Source organism: Pseudomonas sp. GW823-FHT04A03, assembly GCF_058796615.1.
Window position 1 is genome coordinate 232,233 of the sequence record NZ_JBXAIV010000003.1, and the last position, 24,035, is coordinate 256,267.

Sequence of the window (24,035 nt, forward strand, 5' to 3'; positions counted from 1 at the left end):
CTTACTCCTCGGGTTGCCAATCCGGCCAGGCAACTGTTTTTCATTGTTCGAAGGCTTTACCGCAAAAGTACCGTCCTGAGACAGTACAAACGCTGAATAAATCGACAATAAATGTGTATTAATCGTCCACGGCATCGAGAAACTCGTCTACCACGGGCATCTCGCCCATTCGTGTCGGAATGTTTAAACCAAAATGCAGGTACGCATGGCGGGTAACCACCCGGCCTCGCGGCGTCCGCATGATGTAACCCTGCTGAATCAGATACGGCTCGAGCACGTCCTCAATGGTGTGGCGTTCTTCGCTGATCGCCGCCGCCAGACTGTCGATACCCACCGGACCGCCATCGAACTTTTCGATCATGGTCAACAGCAGACGCCGGTCCTGATGATCGAAACCGTGCTCGTCGACATCCAGCAGGTTCAGCGCCAGATCCGCGACAGCCTTGGTGATGTGCCCCTTGGCCCGGACTTCGGCGAAATCCCGCACCCGACGCAACAGGCGGTTGGCGATTCGCGGCGTACCACGTGCACGGCGGGCAATTTCGAAAGAACCCTCCGGATCCAGCGGCAAACCGAGGATGCTCGCCGAACGGCTGACAATCGTCGCCAGGTCGGCGGTGCTGTAGAACTCCAGACGCTGGACGATACCGAAACGGTCACGCAACGGGTTGGTCAGCATGCCCGCCCGCGTCGTCGCGCCAACCAGGGTGAACGGCGGCAGATCGAGCTTGATCGAGCGCGCCGCCGGTCCTTCACCGATCATGATGTCGAGCTGGAAATCTTCCATCGCCGGGTACAGCACTTCTTCGACGATCGGCGACAGGCGATGGATTTCATCGATGAACAGCACGTCGTGCGGTTCAAGATTGGTCAACAGCGCCGCCAGATCACCCGGACGCTCCAGCACCGGGCCGGAAGTGCTCTTGATCGACACGCCCATTTCCTGAGCGATGATGTTGGCCAGCGTGGTTTTACCCAGCCCTGGCGGACCGAAGATCAGGGTGTGGTCGAGGGATTCGCTACGGCCACGGGCGGCCTGGATAAACAGTTCCATCTGCTCGCGAACGGTCGGCTGGCCGATGTATTCGGCCAGGCTGACGGGACGTATCGCCCGATCCTGGACTTCTTCGCGCTCACGCGGGCTGTGCGTGGCGGCGATCAGACGATCAGCTTCAATCACTTAAATCATTCCCTTCAGGGCGCGTCGAATCATGTCTTCGCTGCTCAGGCCTTTCTCTTTGATCGCGGAAATCGCCTTGCTCGCTTCCTGTGGCTTGTAGCCCAGGGAAATCAGCGCGCTGACCGCATCGTTCTCGGCGGTATTGATCGGCGCCGGACCGTCCGGCTGGTTCGGCACCAGTGCGAACATGGCCGGCGAGGTTTCCCAGGCCTTGAAGCGATCCTTGAGCTCGACCAGCAGACGCTCGGCGGTTTTCTTGCCCACGCCCGGCACCTTGGTCAGCGCCGAGGTGTCCTGGGACTGCACGCAGCGGATCAACTCGTCGACTTCCAGACTCGACATCAAGGCCAGGGCCAGTTTCGGCCCTACACCATTGAGACGGATCAACTCGCGAAAAAAGTCTCGCTCACGCTTGCCGGCAAAACCATAGAGTAACTGCGCGTCTTCGCGTACGACCAAATGGGTGTGCAAGGTCAGCGGTTCACCGACCGACGGCAGACGATAAAGGGTGGTCATGGGCACTTCCAGCTCATACCCGAGGCCGTTTACATCCAGAATCAGGTGCGGCGGCTGTTTCTCAGCCAGAGTGCCGCGCAAGCGTCCAATCACGTTTCAGATCCTTGAGCGTTGGCCAGCCGTGGGCTGGCGACCGACAGAACATGGATTGACGGCCGACGACCCAGGCGCGAAATCCACATTCCGTGAAATTGACTGCTGATGCTATCAGAGACGCAGGCGCCCGCCACGACTGCGTGCCGTTCCCAGGCCGTGCGGCAACAGACTGGAGCGGGTGTGGGCGTGACAAATGGCAATCGCCAGGGCATCCGAAGCGTCGATTTGCGGTTTGCTGGTCAGCTTGAGCATGTGCATGACCATCATCTGCACCTGCTCTTTATTGGCAGCGCCAGTTCCCACCACAGCCTGCTTGACCTGGGTGGCCGTGTACTCGGCGATCTCCAGGCTTTCTTCGGCGCCGGCAACGATAGCGGCTCCGCGGGCCTGCCCGAGCTTGAGCGCCGAATCGGCATTTTTCGCCATGAACACTTTTTCAATGCCCATGGTGACCGGGCCGTAGGTCTGGATGATTTCCCGCACGCCGCGATAGACGATCTGCAACCGCTCATGCAGCTCGCCGGCACCGGTGCGGATACAACCCGAGGCGACATAGATGCAGCCGCCGCGTCCGGTATCGCGAACAATGCCGTAACCGGTAATGCGCGAACCGGGGTCGATACCAAGAATTAAAGTCATAAGCCTGCTGGTTCGAAAAAACACAAAAACAAATGTGGGAGATCCCGTGCTTGAGGGTAAGCCTCAAACACGGAATCTCCCACATTGAATCGTAGTCGCTCTTAACCGAGCTGAGCGGCCACGTCTTCCGGAATGTCCGCGTTGGAGTAGACGTTCTGCACGTCGTCCAGGTCTTCCAGCATGTCGATCAGCTTGAGCACCTTCTCGGCGCCCTCCAGGTCCAGTTCGGCGCTGGTGGTCGGCTGCATGACGATTTCCGCGTCATCACCCTTGAAACCAGCGGCTTCCAGGGCATTGCGTACCGCGTAGAAACTGGTGAACGAGGTGAACACGTCGATCGAGCCGTCTTCGTGGCTGACCACGTCGTCGGCATCGGCCTCCAGCGCCGCTTCCGTCAGTGCGTCTTCGTCAACGCCCGGTGCAAAGCTGATCTGGCCCTTGCGTTCGAACAGATAGGCTACCGAGCCGTCGGTACCGAGGTTGCCGCCACACTTGCTGAACGCGTGGCGAACAGCTGCTGCGGTGCGGTTGCGGTTGTCGGTCATGCACTCGACCATCACCGCCACGCCGCCCGGGCCGTAACCTTCGTAGGTCAATTCTTCAACGTTGTCGGCTTCGGTCGCGCCGGCGCCACGGGCCACGGCACGGTCGATGATGTCCCGGCTCATGTTGGCGCCCAGCGCCTTGTCCAGTGCCAGACGCAGACGCGGGTTGGAGCCCGGATCACCGCCGCCCTGACGGGCCGCCACGGTCAGTTCGCGGATCCACTTGGTGAAGATCTTGCCTCTCTTGGCATCCTGGCGTTCTTTGCGGTGCTTGATGTTCGCCCACTTGGAATGACCTGCCATAACTCGCTCCGAATTCTCTTGAACAATGCCCGCCATGCAGGTGCATCGGCCGGCAAAAAAATCTTGTTTTCAATCACTGCAGAAAGAAAAAAGGCGCATCCGAAGATGCGCCTTCAGGCCCGTCTTACTCGGCCTTTGGCGTTTCGCGCAAACGAATGTGCAATTCGCGCAATGCCTTCGCATCCACGACACCCGGCGCCTGCGTCATCACGTCGGCAGCACTCTGGGTTTTCGGGAAGGCGATCACTTCACGGATCGACTGGGCGCCGGTCATCAGCATCACCAGACGGTCCAGACCGAAGGCCAGACCACCGTGCGGCGGCGCGCCGTATTTCAGGGCGTCGAGCAGGAAGCCGAATTTCTCTTCCTGTTCCGCTTCATTGATGCCCAGCAGACGGAACACCGCCTGTTGCATCTCTTTGCGGTGGATACGGATCGAACCGCCACCCAGCTCGGTGCCGTTCAGCACCATGTCGTAGGCACGGGACAGAGCGCCGGCCGGGTTGGCTTCCAGCTCTTCCGGCGAGCACTTCGGTGCGGTGAACGGGTGGTGCAGAGCCGAGAAGCTGCCGTCGTCGTTCTCTTCGAACATCGGGAAGTCGACGACCCACATCGGTGCCCACTCGCAGGTCAGCAGCTTCAGGTCGTGACCGAGCTTGATACGCAGTGCGCCCAGGGCTTCGCTGACGATCTTGGCCTTGTCGGCGCCGAAGAACACGATGTCGCCGTCGACTGCGCCAACGCGATCGAGGATTACGTTCAGGTTGGCTTCCGGGATGTTTTTCACGATCGGCGATTGCAGACCGTCAACACCGGCAGCACGCTCGTTGACCTTGATGTACGCCAGGCCCTTGGCACCGTAGATGCCGACGAACTTGGTGTAATCGTCGATCTGCTTGCGCGGCATGCTCGCCCCGCCTGGAACGCGCAGTGCGGCGATACGGCATTTCGGATCGTTGGCAGGGCCGCTGAAGACCTTGAAATCCACTTCTTTCAGCTGATCGGCCACGTCTACCAGTTCCAGCGGGTTACGCAGGTCTGGTTTGTCGGAGCCGTAACGGCGCATGGCTTCTTCGAAGGTCATGTGCGGGAATTCGCCGAATTCCAGATCCAGCACTTCCTTGAACAGGTTGCGGATCATGCCTTCGGTCAGGCCCATGATGTCTTTTTCGTCGAGGAAGCTGGTTTCGATGTCGATCTGAGTGAACTCAGGCTGACGGTCGGCACGCAGGTCTTCGTCGCGGAAGCACTTGGCGATCTGGTAGTAACGGTCGAAGCCGGCAACCATCAGCAGTTGCTTGAACAGCTGTGGCGATTGCGGCAGCGCGAAGAACGAACCAGCGTGGGTACGGCTCGGCACGAGGTAGTCGCGCGCGCCTTCCGGAGTGGCACGGGTCAGGATCGGCGTTTCCACGTCGAGGAAGCCGTTCTCGTCCAGGTAGCGACGGATGCTGGTGGTCATGCGCGAACGCAGACGCAGCTTCTCGGCCATTTCCGGACGACGCAGGTCCAGGAAGCGATAGCGCAGACGGGTTTCTTCGCCAACGTCGGAGAACTCGTTCAGCGGGAACGGCGGGGTTTCCGACTCGTTCAGCACTTCCAGCTCGTAGCCCAGCACTTCGATCATGCCCGACGCCATGTTGGCGTTGGTGGCACCGGCCGGACGCAGACGCACCTTGCCGGTGATCTTCACGACGTATTCGCTGCGCACGCGATCAGCGGCGGCGAAGCTCTCGGCGCGATCCGGATCGAACACTACCTGGGCCAGACCGTCACGATCACGGATATCGAGGAAAATCACCCCGCCGTGGTCGCGACGACGGTGAACCCATCCGCAAAGGGTAATTTCCTGGCCTTCCAGGCTTTCGTTCAGTTGGCCGCAATAATGGCTGCGCATCATGGTAGTGGTTCGCTTCTCGTAATTCGAAATTCGGTGGAGATCCCGCTGCACTCAAGCACTGTGCAACTAGTGGAAACTCGCGCGTGTCGTTCGACCTGGGTTTGAACCCTAGTCAGATTTGTCGCCACCGGCCAGATTCTTCTTCGCGCCGGTCTTGAAATCGGTTTCGTACCAGCCGCTGCCGCTGAGGCGAAAGCCCGGCATCGACAGCTGCTTCTTGAGTTCCGGCGCCTGGCAGGCAGGGCAATCGACCAGTGGTGCGTCGCTGATCTTTTGAATGGCTTCCAACTGATGACCACAGGAAGCACATTGGTAATCGTACATCGGCATGGGGTTGTCTCGGCAATCAGATTGCCAGCACATGCAGGGCTGTGCGGCGAAAGAGCGGGATTATATCCATTAAATGCGGCCTGTGCAGCCGGAAGACTGCACAGGCCGTCTTGTCAGTGACAACCCGCGTCGTGCATCCCCGGAGAATCCCGCAGACCATGCACCACACACACCACCCGCACCAGACCGCTGAAGTTTTTCACCCCGCCATGGCGCAGGTGAACTTCACGATCGACGCGGGACAACAGCGTGCCGACCGAACAGCAATTGTCCTCGGCCATCCGGCCCAGGATGTTCCAGTAAACCTGCTCCAGCCGCATGCAGGTCGCGAACCCGTTCAAGCGTACCGATCGGGACAGCGGCCGGATCAACTCCATGTCGAACCCGCCGAGAAACGGCTCCACGAACTTTTCCTGTTGCAAAACGACAGCAATGTCTCCTCGCCTGTCTCCACCTTCCATATCGCTGACACTCCTTTGCCATTTCTGCGCCTGTGATCAAGGCGAAATCCTGAGACCTCATTAAAAGCGCAGGTGCAAAGGCAGATCCAGATGACTTTTTGACCATTCACGTAGGATAAGCCAACGCGATACGGAGGATCATGGAGCGGCGGGGTGTCTGTTTTTTATCCTACCGTCGCGAATGATTTTTCCGGGCAAAAAAGAGAAAAGCGCACGAGCGAAGGTCCGTACGCTTTCCGTCATCAGGCCTCGAGCAGTGCGCGGAGCATCCATGCGGTTTTTTCGTGAACCTGCATGCGCTGGGTCAGCAGGTCGGCGGTCGGCTCGTCGCTGACCTTGTCCAGCAGAGGGAAGATCCCTCGCGCCGTGCGGGTTACCGCTTCCTGCCCTTCGACCAATTGCTTGATCATGTCCTCGGCACTCGGCACGCCCTCCTCTTCCTTAATAGAAGACAGGCGCGCATAGGTCGCGTACGCGCCCGGCGCCGGAAAGCCCAGCGCCCGGATGCGTTCGGCGATCGAGTCGACCGCCAGGGCCAGTTCGTTGTATTGCTCCTCGAACATCAGATGCAGGGTCCGGAACATCGGCCCGGTGACGTTCCAGTGGAAATTGTGAGTTTTCAGATACAGCACGTAGGTGTCGGACAGCAGGCGCGAGAGCCCTTCGACGATGGATTTGCGGTCTTCTTCACTGATACCGATATCGATTGCCATGCTTACCCCCTAACGGCGATTGAATTTCATCCAGCAGGTGTCGGTTCACTGTAGCAAGGCCTCCCTCGCATCGCAGCCCCCGTATCGCCCCGATAGAGGCGACAAATCGCCCCACACGCTGCCGCTGGCCGGCGTGATTTGAGTAGCCGCAGGCTTTGCTGTTAAATAGGCAGTGTGTCGCTACGCCCCGTTTTCCGGGCCTGCGCATAGGCTGATGCCGTGCACGTGTCCAACGCCTCTTATTGTTCCGAAGCGAACCGTGCGCCTTCAGCTCTTCCTTGTGAGCCGTCATAACGTGAGTCAATAAAAATGTTGAAAATCGTCCACCTGCTAATGGGCGCAGCAGCCTTGCTGCTGTCCTTCATACCCAGCCTGAAGTCCGAAGCGGTACCTTACCTGCAACAGCCCGATGCACTTTATCTGGCCTTTTTCGGCCTGCTGAACCTGATCCTTGCGCCAGTTATCCCTTACTGGAACAAAGGTCCGCGCCAGCATCTGCAAAACCTGGTCAGCGCTTTGCTGGTCCTGACCGTTGTCCTGCAAACCCTCACCCTGATCGCACCGATGCCTGTCATCGCCGGCCAGCCAGCCGTGCTGTTCAGCCTGGTGATCGCACTGGTCGCCGTGGTTCTGCACCTGGCCGTCAGCTTCTACAAATCCTCACCGGCCGCCGCCGCGCAAAGCTACGACATGAGCAACCGCGATACCGGCACCGTCAAGTGGTTCAACACCTCCAAGGGCTTCGGCTTTATCTCCCGGGATTCCGGCGATGATATTTTCGTGCACTTTCGCGCCATTCGTGGCGAAGGCCACCGCGTTCTGGTCGAAGGCCAACGCGTGGAGTTCTCGGTGATGAACCGTGACAAGGGCTTGCAGGCCGAAGACGTGATCGCCGCCTTGCCGCGTCGCTGATCCACGTCCCCCCCGCAATAAAAAAACCGCGAACAGCCTGGCTGTTCGCGGTTTTTTAATGGATGCGTTTTCACGGGAGCATGCCCGCGCACTTCTCAATAGTGTGGCGGTGGCGCATCTTCTTCGAAAGAACCGAACTGGCCCACCATCTCTTCCTGGCGCTTGAGTACCGCTGCCATCTGCAATTGCAGACGCTCGACCACTCGCTGCTGCTCCACCAGCACATCGTTCAATGCCTGAATGGTGTCATCCTGAAACGCCAGGCGACTTTCCAGCTCGGTAACACGTTGTTCGAGGCTCATCACTCAGCCCTCCAGAAAGGTGAAATCTTCGTCCAGCACCAGACGCAGGCGCTCGCGGATCGCGGCCACTTGCTCGGCACTGTAAGGCCTGGCGGGGTGCTTGCCCCAGACTGGCGCCGGCCAGGCGGCATCGTCCCGTTTGCGCACGATCACATGCATATGCAGCTGGCTGACCACATTACCCAGGGTCGCCACATTCATCTTGTCGGCATCGAAGGAATCCTTGAGCACCTCGGCCAGGGCCGTGGTTTCCTGCCACAGGCGCTGCTGGTCAGCGACATCCAACTGAAACAACTCGCTGATATCGTCGCGACGAGGCACCAGGATGAACCACGGGTAGTTGGCGTCGTTGGACAACAGTAGTCGGCACAGCGGGAAATCGCCGATGGTCAGCGTGTCCTGTTGAAGTCGTGAATCTAAAGCAAACACTGCGCGCACTCCCGGCGAAATGACCTGTTTTCAGCTTAGCGCCCCGTTGTGAATGCGGTGCGCCGAGCGACTGGACGGCAGCATACCTGCGATTGGAGTGACCTTCACGGCGAACAGCGTTGCCGCAAGAATTCCTCCACGCCCCGGGATGTGACATTTATGACTCGCGTGCACCAGGACGGAACCGGGAATGCGAGTGAACTGAGCAAAATGCCCCGCTCACACCTCAGCGCTTCCGTTCATCCAGCGACCCAACTGTATGAATTCAGTACAGCCTTTGAATTTTTTTGCACCAAAACCGCACAGTGCGTCTACGCTCAGTGCGTCGGGCATCCGCCGAATACTCACCGACGGGGTGAACCGGTAACGTTTTTGGTTGTCGCGCTGCGACATTCACGGAGCAACACCATGCGAAGGATGGCGTCAAGCCTGTTTGAAAGGCCCTCGAAGCCCCCGGTTTTATGAGGTTTTTACAGCGTCAGACGAGCACCCTGAAAAAAACCGGAACAATTCAGCGGTTTGTGCACGCTTGTTGCATTCATACCCATATGGACTATAAGCGCACCACAAGAAGTGGATGCCTTGAGCCCCATAAAAACAGTGGCAGGGTTGCCCGATGGAGATTCAAGTGTTTTGCCAAGGGACTCTTTTTTACCGATGCTCAAGCCCTGTAAAACAGCGCTGAAGTTGTCAGTCCCATTGCATTTGGACTGTAAATTTGCGACATCTACCGAGCCGATTGCGACACGCTCGTAAAGAAGCTGAAAGGTTGGATGCGCAAGTATCGCCAACATGGTCGGCGTGATATAAGTTTGCGCCGACACAAAAAGAAAGAGCCGCCCAGATAATAAAACAGGTGGGACGGCAGTACTCTTCTAAAACCAAAGGAGCAAATCACGATGCGCGTGATGAAGTGGAGCATGATCGCACTGGCAGTTGCAGCAGCAGCCAGTACTCAGATGGCTACGGCCGCACCGTTCGTAAGTGACCAGGCTGAAGCCAAAGGCTTTGTTGAAGACGCGAAAGCTGATTTGCTGATTCGCAACTATTACTTCAACCGTGACAACAAAGACCGTGCGAAGGACGTAAAAGACTGGACCCAAGGTATCTGGGGCAACTTCAGCTCCGGTTACACCCAAGGTACTGTTGGTGTCGGCGTTGATGCGTTCGGCTACCTGGCCATCAAACTGGACGGTGGTGACGGTACTTCCGGTTCGGGCAACATGAGCCGTAGCGACGTGGTCAACCCGAACAACGGCGCTCGTGATGTCAACGACAGCCAGGGCAAAGCAGGCGCAGCCATCAAGTTCCGCGTCTCCAAGACCGAGCTGAAAATCGGTGACATGCAGCCAAGCACCGCGCCAGTGTTCGCGATCGGCGGTTCCCGTATCCTCCCGCAAACTGCCAGCGGTTTCCAACTGCAGAGCAGCGAAGTCAAAGACCTCGACCTCGAGGCCGGTCACTTCTACTCGGGTTCCAGCCAGGACAAGAACGCACGTGATGGTGATCTTTTCGCCAACTATGCCGGCGTTGCAGCCAATTCCATCGACTACTTCGGTGGCAAGTACGGCATCACCGAAAACCTGAGCGCATCGCTCTACGGCGCCAAACTGGAAGACATCTGGAACCAGTACTACGCCAACGTGAACCTCACCACGCCATTCGGCGGTGACACCTCGCTGAACACCGACTTCAACATCTACCGCACCACCGACACCGGTGACGCGAAAGCCGGTGACATCAGCAACACCACGTTCTCCCTGGCCACCGCGTTGTCGTTCCTGAAAGCGCACACCATCACCCTGGCCTTCCAGAAAGTGAACGGTGACACTCCGTTCGACTACATCGGTATCGGCAAGAACAACCGTGGCGGCGACTCGATCTTCCTCGCCAACTCCATCCAGTACTCTGACTTCAACGCCCCGAACGAGAAGTCTGCCCAGATCCGTTACGATCTGAAAATGGCTGAGTACGGCGTTCCAGGTCTGAGCTTCATGACCCGTTACGTCAAAGGCTGGGACATCGACGGCACCCACACTCCAGCAGGCAGTGCCTACGCTGGTCTGTATGGCGAAGATGGCAAACACAACGAAACCAACTTCGAAGCCAAATACGTAGTTCAGTCTGGCCCGGCCAAAGACCTGTCCTTCCGTCTTCGTCAAGCCTGGCACTTCGCTAACGCCGACGAAGGTGAAGGCGACGTGAAAGAGTTCCGTCTGATCGTCGACTACCCGCTGTCGCTTTTGTAATCGCACCGAGTTAGTTGCGGTAACAAAACAAAAAGGCCCATCTTCGGATGGGCCTTTTTTATTGCCTGTCACTTGTAATAGATGCCTGACCGATAAGTCAGGCAATTAATTAGCAACCTATCATTACACCGCCGATTCCTGAACCACACGAATCACTCGTTGCGGAAAAGGAATATCAATGCCTGCAGTCTTTAAACGATCACGGGACTGTTCGTTAAACATGAACATCACATCCCAGTAATCCGCAGTTTTAACCCACACACGCAGGGAAACAGTGATCGAACTGTCACCCAATGTCGAAATAACGGCCTGCGGTGCCGGATCCTGCAGAACGCGTTCATCCTTGGCCAGATCCAGCAGCACCTGGCGGGCCTTTTGCAGATCGGCTTCGTAATCCACACCTACGTCAAACACCACTTTGCGGGTTGGCTGACGGTTGGTGTTGGTGATGATGCCGTTCGACAGGTTGCCGTTCGGAACGATGATGGTCTTGTTGTCACCGGTGCGCAGCACGGTGTGGAAGATCTGGATGCTGTCGACGGTACCCGCCACACCCTGGGCTTCGATCCAGTCACCAATGCGGAACGGACGGAAAAGCAGAATCAGCACGCCGCCGGCGAAGTTCGCCAGGCTGCCCTGCAAAGCCAGACCGATGGCCAGGCCGGCCGCACCGATCGCCGCGACGAACGAGGTGGTCTCGACGCCGATCATCGACGCCACGCTGACGATCAGCAGCACCTTGAGAATGATGTTGGCCAGGCTGCTGATGAAACCTTGCAGCGCCAGGTCGGCATTGCGCAGGGCCAGCAGGCCGCCGAGTTTTTGCGTGACCTTGTTGATCAGCCACCAGCCGATGGCCAGGGTAATCACCGCCAGCAACACACGGCTGCCGTATTCCATGATCATCGGAATCCACGCCTGGGATGCCTTAACCAGGTTGTCCACCTCAGCATTCAAATCCATCTTTTATCTCCTGATTGCCGGCTTCCCGGGCTGTAAAAAACCAGCGGCAGAAAGACCGGGCCTTAAAGGGCTCAATCGTTTCTGCCGTTGCTTGGGCCTCGGACGCTTTAAACGCCGAGAGGTTCCCGACCGAAAAGCTTAGTCGCGGAAGTTGTTGAACTGCAGTGGCATGCCGAATTCCTTGGCACGCAGGGCCGCGATGGCTTCCTGCAGGTCGTCACGCTTCTTGCCGGTCACACGCACCTGCTCGCCCTGGATGGCGGCCTGTACTTTGAGTTTGGCTTCCTTGATGTGGCCGACGATCTTCTTCGCCAGTTCCTTGTCGATGCCTTCCTTGAGGACAGCGTCCTGCTTCATCAGCTTGCCCGAGGCGAAGGAGTCTTTGACTTCGAGGCACTGTACGTCGATCTTGCGCTTGACCAGGGCCAGCTTGAGGATCTCGATCATCGCTTCCAGCTGGAAATCGGCTTCAGCGGTCAGGTGGACGGTCAGGTCCTTTTCCTTGAATTCAAAGCTGCCCTTGCCTTTCAGGTCATAACGACGATCGAGTTCCTTCACGGCGTTCTCGACCGCGTTGGTGAGTTCGTGTTTGTCCAGTTCGGATACCACGTCGAACGACGGCATGTAATCTCTCCAATAAAAAGGCGCGCTCGTACGGCACGCGGCGCGCTTGGCTTGCGGTTAAAATCGGGCTCATTATAACGGGTCTTTTCCTACCGACACGGCGAGCCTTGCATGCCAGTACCTTACCGAGTGAAAAACTGATGTCCACCCCTTGGCACGTGCTGGGTGCCGGAAGTCTCGGCACGCTCTGGGCCACGCGTCTGGCCCGGGCCGGATTGCCGGTCCGGCTGATCCTGCGCGACATCGACCGCCTGCACGACTATGCAACGGCGGGCGGCCTGACCCTCGTCGAACAAGGCGTGGCCAGCAGTTACGCGATTCCCAGCGAAACTCCGGACAGCCCCGGCCCCATCCGCCGTCTGCTGGTGGCCTGCAAGGCCTACGACGCCGAAGCGGCAGTGGCCGGGCTTGCCCACCGTCTGGCCCCGGATGCCGAACTGATTCTTTTGCAGAACGGCCTCGGCAGCCAGGAAGCAGTCGCCGCGCGAGTCCCGCAGGCCCGCTGCATCAGCGCTTCCAGCACCGAAGGCGCCTTTCGCGATGGCGACTGGCGCGTGGTATTCGCCGGCCACGGCTACACCTGGCTCGGCGACGCCGGCCATCCCGTGGCGCCGATCTGGCTGGACGATCTTGAGGCAGCGAAAATCCCCCATGAATGGAGCGCCGACATCCTCACCCGCCTGTGGCGCAAACTGGCGCTCAACTGTGCGATCAATCCGTTGACGGTGCTGCACGACTGCCGCAACGGTGGCTTGCAGCAACATCACTGCGAAGTCGCCACTCTGTGCGGTGAACTGACCGAGCTGCTCGAACGTTGCGGGCAACCGGCCGCAGCGGACAACCTGCAACAGGAAGTCGAACGGGTGATCCAGGCCACGGCAGCGAATTTCTCATCCATGTATCAGGACGTGGCCAGCCAGCGCCGCACCGAAATCAGCTATCTGCTCGGCTATGCCTGCAAGGTCGCGGAGCGTCATCAGTTGAACCTGCCGCATCTGAAGCAATTGCAACAGCGCCTGACCGCTCATCTGCACAGTCTCGGATTGCCCGTCGACTGAGCAGCGGCTACGCTGGCCACTTGTTCCTTTGCTGCGATAAACCTGATGCCATTGCGCCAGCGTCTTGAAAACCTGCCGGTCGGCCAGAAACTGCTGGCCGCTCTGCTGGTGCTGTTGACCACTGTGTTGCTGGTCGCCAACCTGACCTTTATCAGCGCCGCCTATTACATTTCCCAGGAAAGCATGGCGCCTCAGGCGTTGCAGACCATCGGCCGGCTGGTGTCGAACCCGAGTCTGGTGGCCGAAGCCTTGCAGTCGCCGCAAAGCGCCGAACGCCTGCTCAAGGAACTCGACAGCTATTCCCCGCTGCGTGCCGCCGCTTTATATGACGGCAAAGGCGAACGTCTGGCGCAGCTGCAGCACGGCGACAAACTCAAACTGCCGGAACGCTACCGGCACATCGAAGCCTGGCAACTGACCGAGTTTCGCAGCAATCAACTCATCACCCTGCCCCGCCCCGGTACTGCGCCGGGCCACCTGCTTTTGGTGGCCAGCAGCGAGCTGCCAGTCGCGTTCTACACCGGCACGCTCACGGCCAGTCTGGGGATCCTGATTTTCAGTGTGCTGCTATGGCTGGTCATCGCCCGGCAGATCAAGCGCCTGATTACCCGCCCGATCCATCAACTGGAAGAACTGTCCCGCCAGGTGACCCGCGAGGAGAACTACGCCCTGCGCGCCTCCCGGGGTAACCATGATGAGATCGGCAGCCTCGCCGAAGCATTCAACACCATGCTTTCGCGCATCGAGGCCCGGGAGCAGCAACTCAAGCGCGCCCGCGACGACTCCCAGGCGGCCTACGATCAGGCTCAGGGTCTGGCCGAAGAAACCCGCCACACCAACCGCAAGCTGGAGCTGGAAGTCCAGGTGCGCAGCAAGATCGAGAAGAAGCTCACCGGGTTCCAGAACTACCTCAACAGCATCATCGACTCCATGCCCTCGGCGCTGATCGCCCTCGACGAGCAGCTCTACGTCACGCAGTGGAACCAGGAGGCCAGCGCCCTTTCCGGTACACGGCTGGACGAAGCGCTGAACCAGCCGATCTTCCTCGCGTTCGAGCCGCTCAAACCGTTCCTGCCGCAACTCAAGCAGACCGTCGAGCAACACACGGTGGCGAAAATCGAGCGGGTGACGTGGTTCAAGGACGACGAGCCCAAGCACTACGCCCTCACCTTCTACCCGCTGATGGGCGGTGCCGGGCGCGGCGTGGTGATCCGGATCGACGACATCACCCAGCGCCTGTCATTGGAAGAAATGATGGTGCAGTCGGAGAAAATGCTGTCGGTCGGAGGCCTCGCCGCCGGCATGGCCCACGAGATCAACAACCCGCTGGGGGCGATCCTGCACAACGTGCAGAACATTCGCCGACGCCTGTCGCCAGACCTGCCGAAGAATCTCGAACAGGCCGAGCAACTGGGAATCGAGCTGGACGCAGTCAACCGCTACCTGCAAGGGCGGGAAGTCCCGCAACTGCTCGACGGCATCCAGCAGGCCGGGGCGCGGGCAGCGAAAATCGTCACCCACATGCTCAGTTTCAGCCGCCGCAGCAACCGCCAGATGGCGCCCTGCGACCTGCCGGCGCTGATCGATCAAGCAGTGGAAATCGCCGGTAACGACTTTGACCTGGCCATCGGCTTCGACTTCAAGGGCCAGGCAATCATTCGCCAGTTCGACCCGGCGCTGGGCCCGGTGCCCGGCACCGCCAACGAACTCGAGCAGGTTCTGCTCAACCTGCTGAAAAACGCCGCTCAGGCGATCCACCAGCGCGAAGATGACAGCGAGCCGGGGCGAATCACTCTGCGCACCCGACTCAATCCACCTTGGGCCGAGATTCAGGTCGAGGACAACGGCATCGGCATGAGCGAGAACGTGCGCAAGCGCACCTTCGAGCCGTTCTTCACCACCAAGGAGATCGGCCAGGGTACGGGCCTCGGGCTGTCGGTGTCGTACTTCATCATCACCAACAACCACAAAGGGCAGATGGAAGTGCAGTCGGCGCCGGGGCAAGGCACCTGCTTCACCCTGCGCCTGCCACTGGCGCAACCGGCGCCCATCGCCGCCGAAACCAATCAACTACCGAGGTAAACCATGGGCTTTCGCTTGTCGAAGATTTACACCCGCACCGGCGACAAAGGCGAAACCGGACTCGGCGACGGCCGCCGGGTGCCCAAGGATCACCCGCGCATCGAAGCCATTGGCGAGGTCGATACGCTGAACAGTCAGGTCGGCGTGCTGCTGGCCGGATTGATCGCCGAGCGCGAAACCTGCCCCGGGCTGAATGAACTAATCGACGTGTTGGCGCCTTGCCAACATCGGCTGTTCGACCTTGGCGGTGAACTGGCGATGCCGGAATATCAGGCACTCAACACAGCAGAAATCGAACGACTGGAAGCCGCGATCGATCTGTGGAACGAGGAATTGGGGCCGTTGGAAAATTTCATTCTGCCGGGCGGTTCGATGCTGATCGCCCAGGCCCATGTCTGCCGCAGCCTGGCGCGCAGTGCCGAACGTCGTTGCCAGCATTTGAATGCGATCGAGCCATTGGCCGGAGTTGGCCTGGCGTATATCAATCGCTTGTCGGATCTGTTGTTTGTGGCGGCCAGACTGATCGCACGGCGCCAGGGTGTTGCAGAAATCCTGTGGCAGCCGGCAGCAAAACCCACAGAAAAGTAGCGCCTGACAAACCGCCTTCGTCGGAACGCCGCCCGGAGCAAGCTCGCTCCCACAGTTGACCGAGTTCCGACAGACAGAATGCGGTCGAATGTGGGAGCGAGCTTGCTCGCGATGAGGCCGGCAGAATCAACAAAAACTCAGGTCTGTGGCCAGAACGCCCGAATCCCCGCCACACCCTGAGCCCCGGCATCCCACGCTTTTTCGCGTTCCGCAGGGCCGACTCCACCCAACAGAAACACCGGTTTGCTGAAGCCTTCGATCAGCGTCGAAGCCTGCTCCCAGCCCAACGGCTGTGCATCCGGGTGAGTCAGGGTCGGTTGCACCGGTGACAAGGTGACGAAGTCCACGCCCATCTGCTCGGCCAGTGCCAGTTCTTCAGCATTGTGGCAGGAAGCCGCCAACCAGCGCTCCGCCGGCAGCGGGCGCCCCGCGGCTGCGTACTTGCGCAACTGCGCCGAAGTGATGTGCCAGCCGGCGGCCGGGAAATCGCCCAGCCACTCGAACGGGCCCTTGATCATCAACTGCGCCTTGCCGGCACACAGGCCGACCGCATCTACCGCCAGATCGCGGTATTTCGGGTCATAACCATTGGGCGCACGCAGCTGGATCAGCTTGATGCCACCGGCAATCGCCTTCTGGATACCACGCAGCAACGCCGGGGTTTCCAGATCTTCCGGGGTGATCAGGTATTCAGCGGGCAGACGCGCTGCGGCGACGATCGGCTGGTTGGCCGCCGGGAATTCGTAATCCGTCAGCTCCTTGGCCGAAACCCAGGCCAATGGCTGGCCCTCGGCACCGTGGGGTTCGCCGGTGAAGCTCGAGACTTCCCAGACATCCAACAACACCTGCTTGTCCGGGTAATCATGGCGCACCTTGATCAGCGGCCGCGCGGCGCCGACGACGATGCCCAACTCTTCGTGCAGCTCCCGAGCCAGCGCGGTTTGCACCGACTCGTCGGCTTCGACCTTGCCACCGGGAAACTCCCAGAGGCCGCCCTGATGCTGGGTATCGGCACGGCGGGCGATCAGAATCTTGCCGCTGCCGTCACGAATGACGGCGGCGGCGACGTGTACACGTTTCACGACTGCAATTCCTCCAGTCCTGCCTTTTGCCAGGCCTTGAAGGCCGGCCACTGATAAACAGTTTCAACATAGGCTTCGTCTTCGGCCGGCAGCTGCACCTGATAGGTACGCAGGCGCACGGCGATCGGTGCGAAGAACGCATCGGCCAGCGACACCCGACCAAACAGGTAAGGCCCAGGCTCGGTCGCGACAGCACGGCATTCGGCCCACAGCGCGAGCATACGCTCGACATCGACCTTCACTTCCGGCGGCACCGGGTTGAGCGGCGCGTCGTGGCTCAGGTTGAACGGCATGTGATTGCGCATGGCGAAGAACCCACTGTGCATCTGCGCGCAGGCAGAGCGCGCCTGAGCACGGGCGGCGATGTCGGTCGGCCAGAGTTGTTCGGAAGGAAACTGTTCGGCCAGGTATTCGGCAATCGCCAGAGAATCGGCGATGGTGCCCCGGGCGGTTTTCAGCAACGGCACCTTGGCGGTCGGCGAGTGCGCCAGCAGCCGCTCACGGGTGTCGGGCTTGCCGAGTTTGACCAGTTCTTCGGTGTAGGGCGCGCCGGTCAGTTCAAGCGCCAGCGCCGCGCGCAGGGACCAGGAGGAAAGCAGTTTGTCGCCGATGATCAGGTGAAGGCTCATGTTCGGGTCCTTTCATGGGACAGAAGAAAAGGAGGTCCGCAGACCTCCCTCTTCGGCAGGGATCAGGTGCGGTATTCGGCGTTGATCTTCACGTACTCGTGGGACAGGTCGGTGGTCCAGATGGTTTCGCTGCAATCGCCGCGACCCAGTTCGATACGAATGGTGATTTCTTCCTGCTGCATCACTGCCGAGCCCTGGGCTTCGGTGTAGGTCGCGGCGCGGGCGCCACGGCTGGCGATGCACACTTCACCGAGGAACACGTCGATCTTGCTCACGTCCAGATCCGGCACACCGGCACGGCCGACGGCGGCGAGGATACGGCCCCAGTTCGGGTCGGAGGCGAACAGTGCAGTCTTGATCAGCGGCGAGTGGGCCACGGTGTAGCCGACGTCCAGGCATTCCTGGTGATTACCGCCGCCGTTGACTTCAACGGTCACGAACTTGGTCGCGCCTTCGCCGTCACGGACGATAGCCTGGGCGACGTCCATGCACACTTCGAACACGGCCTGTTTCAGCTTGGCGAACAGCTCGCCTTCGGCACGGGTGATTTCCGGCAGCGCAGCCTTGCCGGTGGCAATCAGCATGCAGCAATCGTTGGTCGAGGTGTCGCCGTCGATGGTGATGCGGTTGAACGACTTGTTGGCGCCGTCCAGCATCAGGTTGTGCAGCACGTCGCGGGAGACTTTGGCGTCGGTGGCGATGTAACCGAGCATGGTCGCCATGTTCGGACGGATCATGCCCGCGCCTTTGCTGATGCCGGTGACGGTGATGGTCACGCCATCATGCTGGAACTGGCGGCTGGCGCCTTTTGGCAGCGTGTCGGTGGTCATGATGCCGGTGGCGGCAGCTTCCCAGTTGTTTTCCGAGAGGTCGTCCAGTGCGGCCTGCAAGGCGCCTTCGATCTTCTCGACCGGCAGCGGCTCGCCGATCACGCCGGTGGAGTACGGCAGGATCTGGCTGGCATCCACGCCGGTCAGTTCAGCCAGTTTGGCGGTGGTGCGCTCGGCAGCAGCCAGGCCCGGTTCGCCGGTGCCGGCGTTGGCATTGCCGGTGTTGGTCAGCAGGTAGCGCACCGGGTTTTGCACGCGCTTCTTGGCCAGGATCACCGGCGCTGCACAGAAAGCGTTCAACGTGAACACGCCCGCCACGGTGGAACCTTCGGCGCAACGCATCACGACGACATCCTTGCGCCCCGGGCGCTTGATGCCGGCCGAAGCGATACCGAGTTCAAAACCGGCAACCGGGTGCAACGTTGGCAAAGGACCAAGACCAACAGCCATGAATGCGCTCCTTACTCAATGATGTCAGCACCGCCAAGCGTAGTGACGGTGGTGTAAATGGCAAAACGCCGCGACGGCTGGTGCCGGTCGCGGCGCGGGTATTTCAGCGATTGAAACGGGTTTTACTGGATCTGCCCGTGGCAATGCTTGAATTTCTTGCCCGAACCGCAGTAGCACAGTTCGTTGCGGCCCAGCTTCTGCTCGTTGCGAACCGGGGCGGCGGCGAGGGCCACATCGACCTCTTCACCGACCAATTCCGGCTGCGCTTCCAGACCAGGGGCCTCGGCGTGTTCGAACTGCATGCGGGCGGCCAGTGCTTCGGCTTCCTGACGCAGGCGTTGCTCTTCCTCGGCCGGATCTTCGCGGCGAACCTGAACGTGCGACAGCACGCGGATCGAGTCGCGCTTGATCGAATCCAGCAGCTCGGAGAACAGCGTGAAGGACTCGCGCTTGTATTCCTGCTTAGGGTTCTTCTGCGCATAACCACGCAGGTGGATGCCGTGACGCAGGTGATCCATGGTCGACAGGTGGTCTTTCCACAGGTCGTCCAGAACGCGCAGCACGATCTGCTTCTCGAACGAGCGCAGGGCTTCGGCGCCCGCCTGGTCTTCTTTTTCGTTGTACGCGGCGATCAGCTCGTTCATCAGCTTCTCGCGCAGGGTTTCTTCGTACAGGTGATCGTCTTCGTCGAGCCATTGCTGGATCGGCAGTTTCACGCCGAAGTCGCTGGCGATCGACGCTTCCAGACCGGCCACGTCCCACTGCTCTGGCAGCGATTGCGGCGGAATGTGCGCGCTGACGGTGGCGTTCAGGACGTCCTGACGGAAATCAGCGATGGTTTCGCCGATGTTGTCCGCCGCCAGCAACGTGTTACGCATGTGATAGATCACTTTACGCTGTTCGTTGTTGACGTCGTCGAACTCGAGCAGTTGCTTGCGAATGTCGAAGTTGCGGCCTTCAACCTTGCGCTGTGCCTTCTCGATGGCGTTGGTCACCATGCGGTGTTCGATCGCTTCACCGGACTGCATGCCCAGGGCCTTCATGAAGTTCTTCACCCGGTCAGAGGCGAAGATGCGCATCAGACTGTCTTCCAGCGACAGGTAGAAGCGGCTGGAACCGGCGTCGCCCTGACGGCCGGCACGGCCACGCAGCTGGTTGTCGATACGACGGGATTCGTGACGCTCGGAGGCGATCACCTGCAGACCGCCGGACTCCAGCACTTGCTGGTGACGCTTCTGCCAGTCGGCCTTGATCTGGGCGATCTGCTCAGGGGTCGGGTTTTCCAGCGACGCGACTTCAACTTCCCAGTTGCCGCCCAACAGGATGTCGGTACCACGACCGGCCATGTTGGTAGCGATGGTCAGTGCGCCCGGACGACCGGCCTGTGCAATGATTTCAGCTTCTTTTTCGTGGAACTTGGCGTTCAGAACCTTGTGTTCGATGCCTTCCTTCACGAGCAATGCGGACATGTGCTCGGAGGTTTCGATGGTCGCAGTACCCACCAGCACCGGACGGCCGGCGGCCATGCTTTCCTTGATGTCGTTGACGATCGCCGCGTATTTCTCTTCGGCGGTCAGGAACACCAGGTCGTTGTAGTCCTTACGGGCCAACGGCTTGTTGGTCGGGATCACGATGACCGGCAGGCCATAGATCTGATGGAATTCGAACGCTTCGGTGTCGGCCGTACCGGTCATGCCGGACAGTTTTTCGTACAGACGGAAGTAGTTCTGGAACGTGGTCGATGCCAGGGTCTGGCTCTCGGCCTGGATGTTCAGGTTTTCCTTGGCTTCGATGGCCTGGTGCAGGCCTTCGGACAGACGACGGCCCGGCATGGTACGGCCGGTGTGTTCGTCGACCAGTACGACCTGACCGTCCTGCACGATGTATTCGACGTTGCGGTGGAACAGCTTGTGCGCACGCAGACCGGCGTAGACGTGAGTCAGCAGGCTCAGGTTGTGCGCCGAGTACAGGCTCTCGCCCTCAGCCAGCAGACCGATGCTGGTCAGCTGGTCTTCGATGAACTGGTGACCGGCTTCGTTGAGCTCGACCTGACGGGTCTTCTCATCAACGGTGTAATGGCCTTCCTGGGTGACTTCGCCTTCGACTTCTTCGACGTGCAGCTTGAGTTTCGGGATCAGCTTGTTGATCTCGATGTACAGCTTGGAGCTGTCCTCGGCCTGACCGGAAATGATCAGCGGAGTACGCGCTTCGTCGATGAGGATGGAGTCGACTTCGTCGATCACGGCAAAGTTGAGTTCGCGCTGGAATTTCTCTTCCATGCTGAACGCCATGTTGTCGCGCAGGTAGTCGAACCCGAATTCGTTGTTGGTGCCGTAGGTGATGTCGGCGGCGTAGGCGGCACGCTTCTCTTCCGGCGGCTGGAACGGCGTCACGATGCCGACGGTCAGGCCGAGGAATTCATAAAGCGGGCGCATCCAGTTGGCGTCACGGCGGGCCAGGTAGTCGTTCACGGTCACAACGTGCACGCCCTTGCCGGACAGCGCGTTGAGGTAAACACCCAGGGTACCCACCAGCGTCTTGCCTTCACCGGTACGCATTTCGGCGATCCGGCCTTCATGCAGGGTCATGCCGCCGATCAGCTGGACGTCGAAGTGGCGCATGCCCATGACACGCTTGCCGGCTTCGCGGGCGACCGCAAAGGCTTCCGGCAACAGCTTGTCGAGGGTCTCACCCTTGGCAATGCGGTCCTTGAACTCTGCGGTCTTGGCGCGCAGTTGATCGTCCGAGAGGGCGACCATCTTCTCTTCGAAGGCATTGACGAGCTGCACCGTCTTGAGCATGCGTTTGACTTCACGCTCGTTCTTGCTTCCAAAAAGTTTCTTTAACAAAGGCGCAAACATATCGGCAGGATCTTCCACACTAAAGGGATGGAGGGCGGCCCCGTGAGTCGCCCGTGCAGCCCTCATGGCCGCATGCGAACGAGCATTCTACCCGGAAACGGTGGTGAGGAAAGTGGGGATATTCCACGATGCTGGCACTGCGCTTTGACGGGGCTCACTTAAAATAGGGGCGTTTTGCTCAACTTCAAGCCGTACAGCGAAGAAGTTAGTCGTTGATTTAATGGGCAAAGCAGGGACAAAAGCAATGGGCGAGTGAAATGGGTGCCATCTGCTACCATGGCGCCTCTGTCACTTCAGGTCCTAGATCATGGCATTTCGCCCTCTCACAGCCAGAGCGCCCGCCGTTCTGCTACGCGAAGCCAGGCCGTTGAAAGCCATCCTCGGTCATGCCCAGCGCCTGGCCCATCTGCAACGTCTGCTCGAAAGCCAGCTGCAACCCGCCGCCCGTGAACACTGCCACGTGGCCAAGTGGCGCGAGGGCGAGCTGTTGCTGATCGTCACCGACGGCCATTGGGCCACGCGCCTGCGCTATCAGCAGAAGCGCCTGCAACGGCAACTGCAGATGTTCGACGAGTTCGCCAATCTGACGCGGATCAAGTTCGCCGTGCGGCCACTGACCGTCCAGCGCGAGGCGAACGGGCCGACGATCGATCTGTCGACGGATGCGGCGGCGACCATTCAGGCCACCGCCGACGGGATCAGCGATCCGAATCTGCGGGCGGCACTGGAACGACTGGCCGCCCACGCCAAACCCAAAACCTGAGTCTTGTTGATCAGCGGCGCTTGCTGCCGCCGAGCAACGAACCCATCAGACCGCGCACCAACTGTTTACCCAGCGAATTCGCCGCCTGACGCATCGCCGACTTGAGCGCCTGCCCCGCCGCCGTCCCGAGGAACTCTCCGGCCTTGTCCGCCAGGCTTGGCTCTTCCGCGGCCGGCTTGCCCGGCGCCGCTTCAGCCTCCGGCGCCAGCCCCTTGCGCCCCATCAGAATTTCATAGGCCGACTCGCGATCGATCGGCTTGTCATAACGGCCCTTGAACGGCGAACCGGCGATCAGCATCGTGCGCTCGGTCTCGGTCAACGGCCCTATCCGCGATTGCGGCGGCGCTACCAACACCCGCTGAACCATTTCCGGTGTGCCCTTTTCCTGCAAGGTGCCGACCAGCGCTTCGCCAATCCCGAGCTCGGTGAGCACCGACAACGTGTCGAATGCCGGATTCGGCCGGAAGCCGTCCGCCACCGCCCGCAGGGATTTCTGTTCCTTGGCGGTAAACGCGCGCAGGCCGTGCTGGATCCGCAGCCCCAGTTGCGCCAGTACATCGTCCGGCAGGTCGCCCGGCGACTGGGTTACGAAATACACACCCACGCCTTTGGAACGGATCAGCCGCACCACTTGCTCCAAGCGCTCTTGCAACGCCTTGGGCGTATCGCCGAACAACAAATGCGCCTCATCAAAAAACAGCGCCAGCAGCGGTTTGTCGGCATCGCCGCGTTCCGGCAGTTGCTCGAACAGCTCGGCCAGCAGCCACAGCAGGAAGGTCGCGTAGACCTTCGGCGCCTCATGCACCAGACGACTGGCATCCAGCAGATGAATCCGCCCGCGACCGTCAGCGGTCGGCTGCAGAATGTCTTCCAGTTGCAGCGCCGGCTCGCCGAACAACGCTTCGGCGCCCTGCTGCTCCAGAGTGGCCAGACGCCGCAACAGCGCCTGACTGGAGCCGGTGGTGAACAGCGCGGCGTCTTCGCCCAGCAGTTGCGGATTGTCCTTGAGGTGATTGAGCAGCGCTTTCAGGTCTTTGAGATCCAGCAGCAACAGGCCTTCGCGATCCGCCACCTTGAACGCTGCGTACAACGCCGATTGCTGGCTATCGGTCAGTTCCAGTAAGGCGCCGATCAGCAGCGGGCCCATTTCACTCAACGTAGTGCGCAACGGATGACCGGACTGACCGTGGATGTCCCACAAGGTCACCGGATACGCCTGAGGCGTGTGCTTGAGCCACGGCATGCCGGCGATGCGTTCGGCGATCTTGCCCTGAGGGTTGCCGGCAGCACCGAGGCCGCACAGGTCGCCCTTGACGTCGGCGGCGAACACCGCGACCCCGGCGTCGCTGAACGCCTCGGCCAGACGCTGCAAAGTAACGGTCTTGCCGGTACCGGTTGCGCCGGCTACCAGTCCGTGACGGTTGGCCAGGCGCATGGCCTGGGCGATCGGTTGCCCGGCGAGGTCGGCGCCGATGACGAGTTGCGAAGATTCAGGCATTTGGTCACCCAATGGTTAATCTTTGATCGAGC

24 protein-coding genes are annotated in these 24,035 nt (G+C 60.1%); 6 read left to right on the top strand and 18 right to left on the bottom strand.

All coding sequences use genetic code 11. From position 1 onward, the window contains the following. Positions 1 to 118 precede the first annotated feature (118 nt). The 8 genes from ruvB to AC1Q9F_RS10905 form a co-directional block, all read right to left on the bottom strand. Entirely contained in the window at positions 119 to 1,180 is a 1,062-nt protein-coding gene (gene ruvB, locus AC1Q9F_RS10870; RefSeq protein ID WP_085745203.1) for a Holliday junction branch migration DNA helicase RuvB, read from the bottom strand. After that, complete coding sequence (ruvA, locus tag AC1Q9F_RS10875) at positions 1,181 to 1,789, bottom strand: Holliday junction branch migration protein RuvA (RefSeq protein WP_492619937.1); 609 nt, start codon at positions 1,787 to 1,789, stop codon at positions 1,181 to 1,183. A 114-nt stretch (positions 1,790 to 1,903) separates the two neighbouring features. After that, positions 1,904 to 2,431, bottom strand: a complete 528-nt coding sequence (gene ruvC, locus AC1Q9F_RS10880; RefSeq protein WP_007951206.1) for a crossover junction endodeoxyribonuclease RuvC — start codon at positions 2,429 to 2,431, stop codon at positions 1,904 to 1,906. Between the two features lie 101 nt (positions 2,432 to 2,532). Continuing rightward, positions 2,533 to 3,279 carry a YebC/PmpR family DNA-binding transcriptional regulator gene (locus AC1Q9F_RS10885; RefSeq protein ID WP_003227527.1) on the bottom strand — a complete coding sequence of 249 codons (747 nt, stop codon included), beginning with the start codon at positions 3,277 to 3,279 and terminating at the stop codon, positions 2,533 to 2,535. 124 nt (positions 3,280 to 3,403) lie between these two features. After that, a complete protein-coding gene (gene aspS, locus AC1Q9F_RS10890; RefSeq protein ID WP_007951209.1) occupies positions 3,404 to 5,179 on the bottom strand; it encodes an aspartate--tRNA ligase in 1,776 nt (591 codons plus the stop codon). 108 nt (positions 5,180 to 5,287) lie between these two features. After that, a complete protein-coding gene (locus AC1Q9F_RS10895; RefSeq protein ID WP_007951210.1) occupies positions 5,288 to 5,509 on the bottom strand; it encodes an FmdB family zinc ribbon protein in 222 nt (73 codons plus the stop codon). Positions 5,510 to 5,622: 113 nt separating this feature from the next. Next, a complete protein-coding gene (locus AC1Q9F_RS10900; protein ID WP_207983761.1) occupies positions 5,623 to 5,970 on the bottom strand; it encodes a ribbon-helix-helix domain-containing protein in 348 nt (115 codons plus the stop codon). A 242-nt stretch (positions 5,971 to 6,212) separates the two neighbouring features. Then, the gene (locus tag AC1Q9F_RS10905) at positions 6,213 to 6,683 is read right to left on the bottom strand and encodes a Dps family protein (RefSeq protein ID WP_007951212.1); all 471 of its coding nucleotides are present in this window, start codon (positions 6,681 to 6,683) and stop codon (positions 6,213 to 6,215) included. A 309-nt stretch (positions 6,684 to 6,992) separates the two neighbouring features. On the opposite strand from AC1Q9F_RS10905, the gene AC1Q9F_RS10910 reads away from it, so the two are divergent. Further along, positions 6,993 to 7,595: a cold-shock protein gene (locus AC1Q9F_RS10910; RefSeq protein WP_007951213.1), complete on the top strand. Its 603-nt coding sequence runs from the start codon at positions 6,993 to 6,995 to the stop codon at positions 7,593 to 7,595. A gap of 95 nt (positions 7,596 to 7,690) precedes the next feature. Here AC1Q9F_RS10910 and AC1Q9F_RS10915 read toward each other — a convergent pair whose 3' ends face one another. The 3 genes from AC1Q9F_RS10915 to AC1Q9F_RS10925 form a co-directional block, all read right to left on the bottom strand. Beyond that, positions 7,691 to 7,897, bottom strand: coding sequence for a SlyX family protein (locus tag AC1Q9F_RS10915; RefSeq protein WP_007951214.1), 207 nt, complete (start codon positions 7,895 to 7,897; stop codon positions 7,691 to 7,693). Between the two features lie 3 nt (positions 7,898 to 7,900). Continuing rightward, positions 7,901 to 8,326: an HIT family protein gene (locus AC1Q9F_RS10920; RefSeq protein ID WP_210710774.1), complete on the bottom strand. Its 426-nt coding sequence runs from the start codon at positions 8,324 to 8,326 to the stop codon at positions 7,901 to 7,903. Between the two features lie 470 nt (positions 8,327 to 8,796). Next, positions 8,797 to 9,150 (bottom strand): hypothetical protein, encoded by a 354-nt coding sequence (locus tag AC1Q9F_RS10925; protein ID WP_492619936.1) that lies wholly within the window; start codon positions 9,148 to 9,150, stop codon positions 8,797 to 8,799. 75 nt (positions 9,151 to 9,225) lie between these two features. Between AC1Q9F_RS10925 and AC1Q9F_RS10930 the strand changes: the two genes are divergently transcribed. Continuing rightward, positions 9,226 to 10,575 carry an OprD family porin gene (locus AC1Q9F_RS10930; RefSeq protein WP_492619935.1) on the top strand — a complete coding sequence of 450 codons (1,350 nt, stop codon included), beginning with the start codon at positions 9,226 to 9,228 and terminating at the stop codon, positions 10,573 to 10,575. Between the two features lie 123 nt (positions 10,576 to 10,698). On the opposite strand, the gene AC1Q9F_RS10935 is transcribed toward AC1Q9F_RS10930, so the two are convergent. Together AC1Q9F_RS10935 and AC1Q9F_RS10940 are read right to left on the bottom strand one after the other, a co-directional pair. Beyond that, positions 10,699 to 11,538 carry a mechanosensitive ion channel family protein gene (locus AC1Q9F_RS10935; RefSeq protein ID WP_064599011.1) on the bottom strand — a complete coding sequence of 280 codons (840 nt, stop codon included), beginning with the start codon at positions 11,536 to 11,538 and terminating at the stop codon, positions 10,699 to 10,701. Between the two features lie 138 nt (positions 11,539 to 11,676). Further along, entirely contained in the window at positions 11,677 to 12,162 is a 486-nt protein-coding gene (locus AC1Q9F_RS10940; RefSeq protein WP_007951218.1) for a YajQ family cyclic di-GMP-binding protein, read from the bottom strand. A 140-nt stretch (positions 12,163 to 12,302) separates the two neighbouring features. Here AC1Q9F_RS10940 and AC1Q9F_RS10945 point away from each other — a divergent pair, with 140 nt between their 5' ends. Genes AC1Q9F_RS10945 through AC1Q9F_RS10955 form a run of 3 tightly spaced genes read left to right on the top strand, consistent with a single transcriptional unit; the run spans position 12,303 to position 15,890 of the window. After that, on the top strand, positions 12,303 to 13,220 hold the full coding sequence (locus AC1Q9F_RS10945; protein WP_492619934.1) for a putative 2-dehydropantoate 2-reductase: 918 nt from the start codon (positions 12,303 to 12,305) through the stop codon (positions 13,218 to 13,220). Between the two features lie 45 nt (positions 13,221 to 13,265). Next, a complete protein-coding gene (locus AC1Q9F_RS10950; RefSeq protein WP_115078992.1) occupies positions 13,266 to 15,302 on the top strand; it encodes a sensor histidine kinase in 2,037 nt (678 codons plus the stop codon). 3 nt (positions 15,303 to 15,305) lie between these two features. Further along, positions 15,306 to 15,890 (top strand): cob(I)yrinic acid a,c-diamide adenosyltransferase, encoded by a 585-nt coding sequence (locus tag AC1Q9F_RS10955; RefSeq protein WP_492619933.1) that lies wholly within the window; start codon positions 15,306 to 15,308, stop codon positions 15,888 to 15,890. 137 nt (positions 15,891 to 16,027) lie between these two features. On the opposite strand, the gene AC1Q9F_RS10960 is transcribed toward AC1Q9F_RS10955, so the two are convergent. From AC1Q9F_RS10960 to secA, 4 genes are all read right to left on the bottom strand, one after another. Continuing rightward, positions 16,028 to 16,972: a Nudix family hydrolase gene (locus AC1Q9F_RS10960; RefSeq protein WP_492619932.1), complete on the bottom strand. Its 945-nt coding sequence runs from the start codon at positions 16,970 to 16,972 to the stop codon at positions 16,028 to 16,030. Next, positions 16,969 to 17,601: a glutathione S-transferase family protein gene (locus AC1Q9F_RS10965; protein ID WP_492619931.1), complete on the bottom strand. Its 633-nt coding sequence runs from the start codon at positions 17,599 to 17,601 to the stop codon at positions 16,969 to 16,971. Before AC1Q9F_RS10965 ends, AC1Q9F_RS10960 begins: the two co-directional genes overlap by 4 nt. A 62-nt stretch (positions 17,602 to 17,663) precedes the next feature. After that, entirely contained in the window at positions 17,664 to 18,881 is a 1,218-nt protein-coding gene (argJ, locus tag AC1Q9F_RS10970) for a bifunctional glutamate N-acetyltransferase/amino-acid acetyltransferase ArgJ (protein WP_179693960.1), read from the bottom strand. Between the two features lie 122 nt (positions 18,882 to 19,003). After that, positions 19,004 to 21,742 (bottom strand): preprotein translocase subunit SecA, encoded by a 2,739-nt coding sequence (gene secA, locus AC1Q9F_RS10975; RefSeq protein ID WP_492619930.1) that lies wholly within the window; start codon positions 21,740 to 21,742, stop codon positions 19,004 to 19,006. 307 nt (positions 21,743 to 22,049) lie between these two features. Here secA and AC1Q9F_RS10980 point away from each other — a divergent pair, with 307 nt between their 5' ends. After that, entirely contained in the window at positions 22,050 to 22,505 is a 456-nt protein-coding gene (locus AC1Q9F_RS10980; RefSeq protein ID WP_207983770.1) for a DUF721 domain-containing protein, read from the top strand. A 10-nt stretch (positions 22,506 to 22,515) separates the two neighbouring features. Here the strand turns inward: AC1Q9F_RS10980 and AC1Q9F_RS10985 are convergent, their stop codons facing one another. Then, on the bottom strand, positions 22,516 to 24,003 hold the full coding sequence (locus tag AC1Q9F_RS10985) for a helicase HerA-like domain-containing protein (RefSeq protein ID WP_207983771.1): 1,488 nt from the start codon (positions 24,001 to 24,003) through the stop codon (positions 22,516 to 22,518). Positions 24,004 to 24,035 lie beyond the last annotated feature (32 nt).

Bases quoted from the DNA above. Each gene is read 5' to 3' on its own strand.
- ruvC (WP_007951206.1), bottom strand. From the start codon at position 2,431: ATGACTTTAATTCTTGGTATCGACCCCGGTTCGCGCATTACCGGTTAC.
- AC1Q9F_RS10885 (WP_003227527.1), bottom strand. From the start codon at position 3,279: ATGGCAGGTCATTCCAAGTGGGCGAACATCAAGCACCGCAAAGAACGC.
- aspS (WP_007951209.1), bottom strand. From the start codon at position 5,179: ATGATGCGCAGCCATTATTGCGGCCAACTGAACGAAAGCCTGGAAGGC.
- AC1Q9F_RS10895 (WP_007951210.1), bottom strand. From the start codon at position 5,509: ATGCCGATGTACGATTACCAATGTGCTTCCTGTGGTCATCAGTTGGAA.
- AC1Q9F_RS10900 (WP_207983761.1), bottom strand. From the start codon at position 5,970: ATGGAAGGTGGAGACAGGCGAGGAGACATTGCTGTCGTTTTGCAACAG.
- AC1Q9F_RS10905 (WP_007951212.1), bottom strand. From the start codon at position 6,683: ATGGCAATCGATATCGGTATCAGTGAAGAAGACCGCAAATCCATCGTC.
- AC1Q9F_RS10910 (WP_007951213.1), top strand. From the start codon at position 6,993: ATGTTGAAAATCGTCCACCTGCTAATGGGCGCAGCAGCCTTGCTGCTG.
- AC1Q9F_RS10915 (WP_007951214.1), bottom strand. From the start codon at position 7,897: ATGAGCCTCGAACAACGTGTTACCGAGCTGGAAAGTCGCCTGGCGTTT.
- AC1Q9F_RS10930 (WP_492619935.1), top strand. From the start codon at position 9,226: ATGCGCGTGATGAAGTGGAGCATGATCGCACTGGCAGTTGCAGCAGCA.
- AC1Q9F_RS10935 (WP_064599011.1), bottom strand. From the start codon at position 11,538: ATGGATTTGAATGCTGAGGTGGACAACCTGGTTAAGGCATCCCAGGCG.
- AC1Q9F_RS10940 (WP_007951218.1), bottom strand. From the start codon at position 12,162: ATGCCGTCGTTCGACGTGGTATCCGAACTGGACAAACACGAACTCACC.
- AC1Q9F_RS10945 (WP_492619934.1), top strand. From the start codon at position 12,303: ATGTCCACCCCTTGGCACGTGCTGGGTGCCGGAAGTCTCGGCACGCTC.
- AC1Q9F_RS10950 (WP_115078992.1), top strand. From the start codon at position 13,266: ATGCCATTGCGCCAGCGTCTTGAAAACCTGCCGGTCGGCCAGAAACTG.
- AC1Q9F_RS10955 (WP_492619933.1), top strand. From the start codon at position 15,306: ATGGGCTTTCGCTTGTCGAAGATTTACACCCGCACCGGCGACAAAGGC.
- AC1Q9F_RS10965 (WP_492619931.1), bottom strand. From the start codon at position 17,601: ATGAGCCTTCACCTGATCATCGGCGACAAACTGCTTTCCTCCTGGTCC.
- argJ (WP_179693960.1), bottom strand. From the start codon at position 18,881: ATGGCTGTTGGTCTTGGTCCTTTGCCAACGTTGCACCCGGTTGCCGGT.
- secA (WP_492619930.1), bottom strand. From the start codon at position 21,742: ATGTTTGCGCCTTTGTTAAAGAAACTTTTTGGAAGCAAGAACGAGCGT.
- AC1Q9F_RS10980 (WP_207983770.1), top strand. From the start codon at position 22,050: ATGGCATTTCGCCCTCTCACAGCCAGAGCGCCCGCCGTTCTGCTACGC.
- AC1Q9F_RS10985 (WP_207983771.1), bottom strand. From the start codon at position 24,003: ATGCCTGAATCTTCGCAACTCGTCATCGGCGCCGACCTCGCCGGGCAA.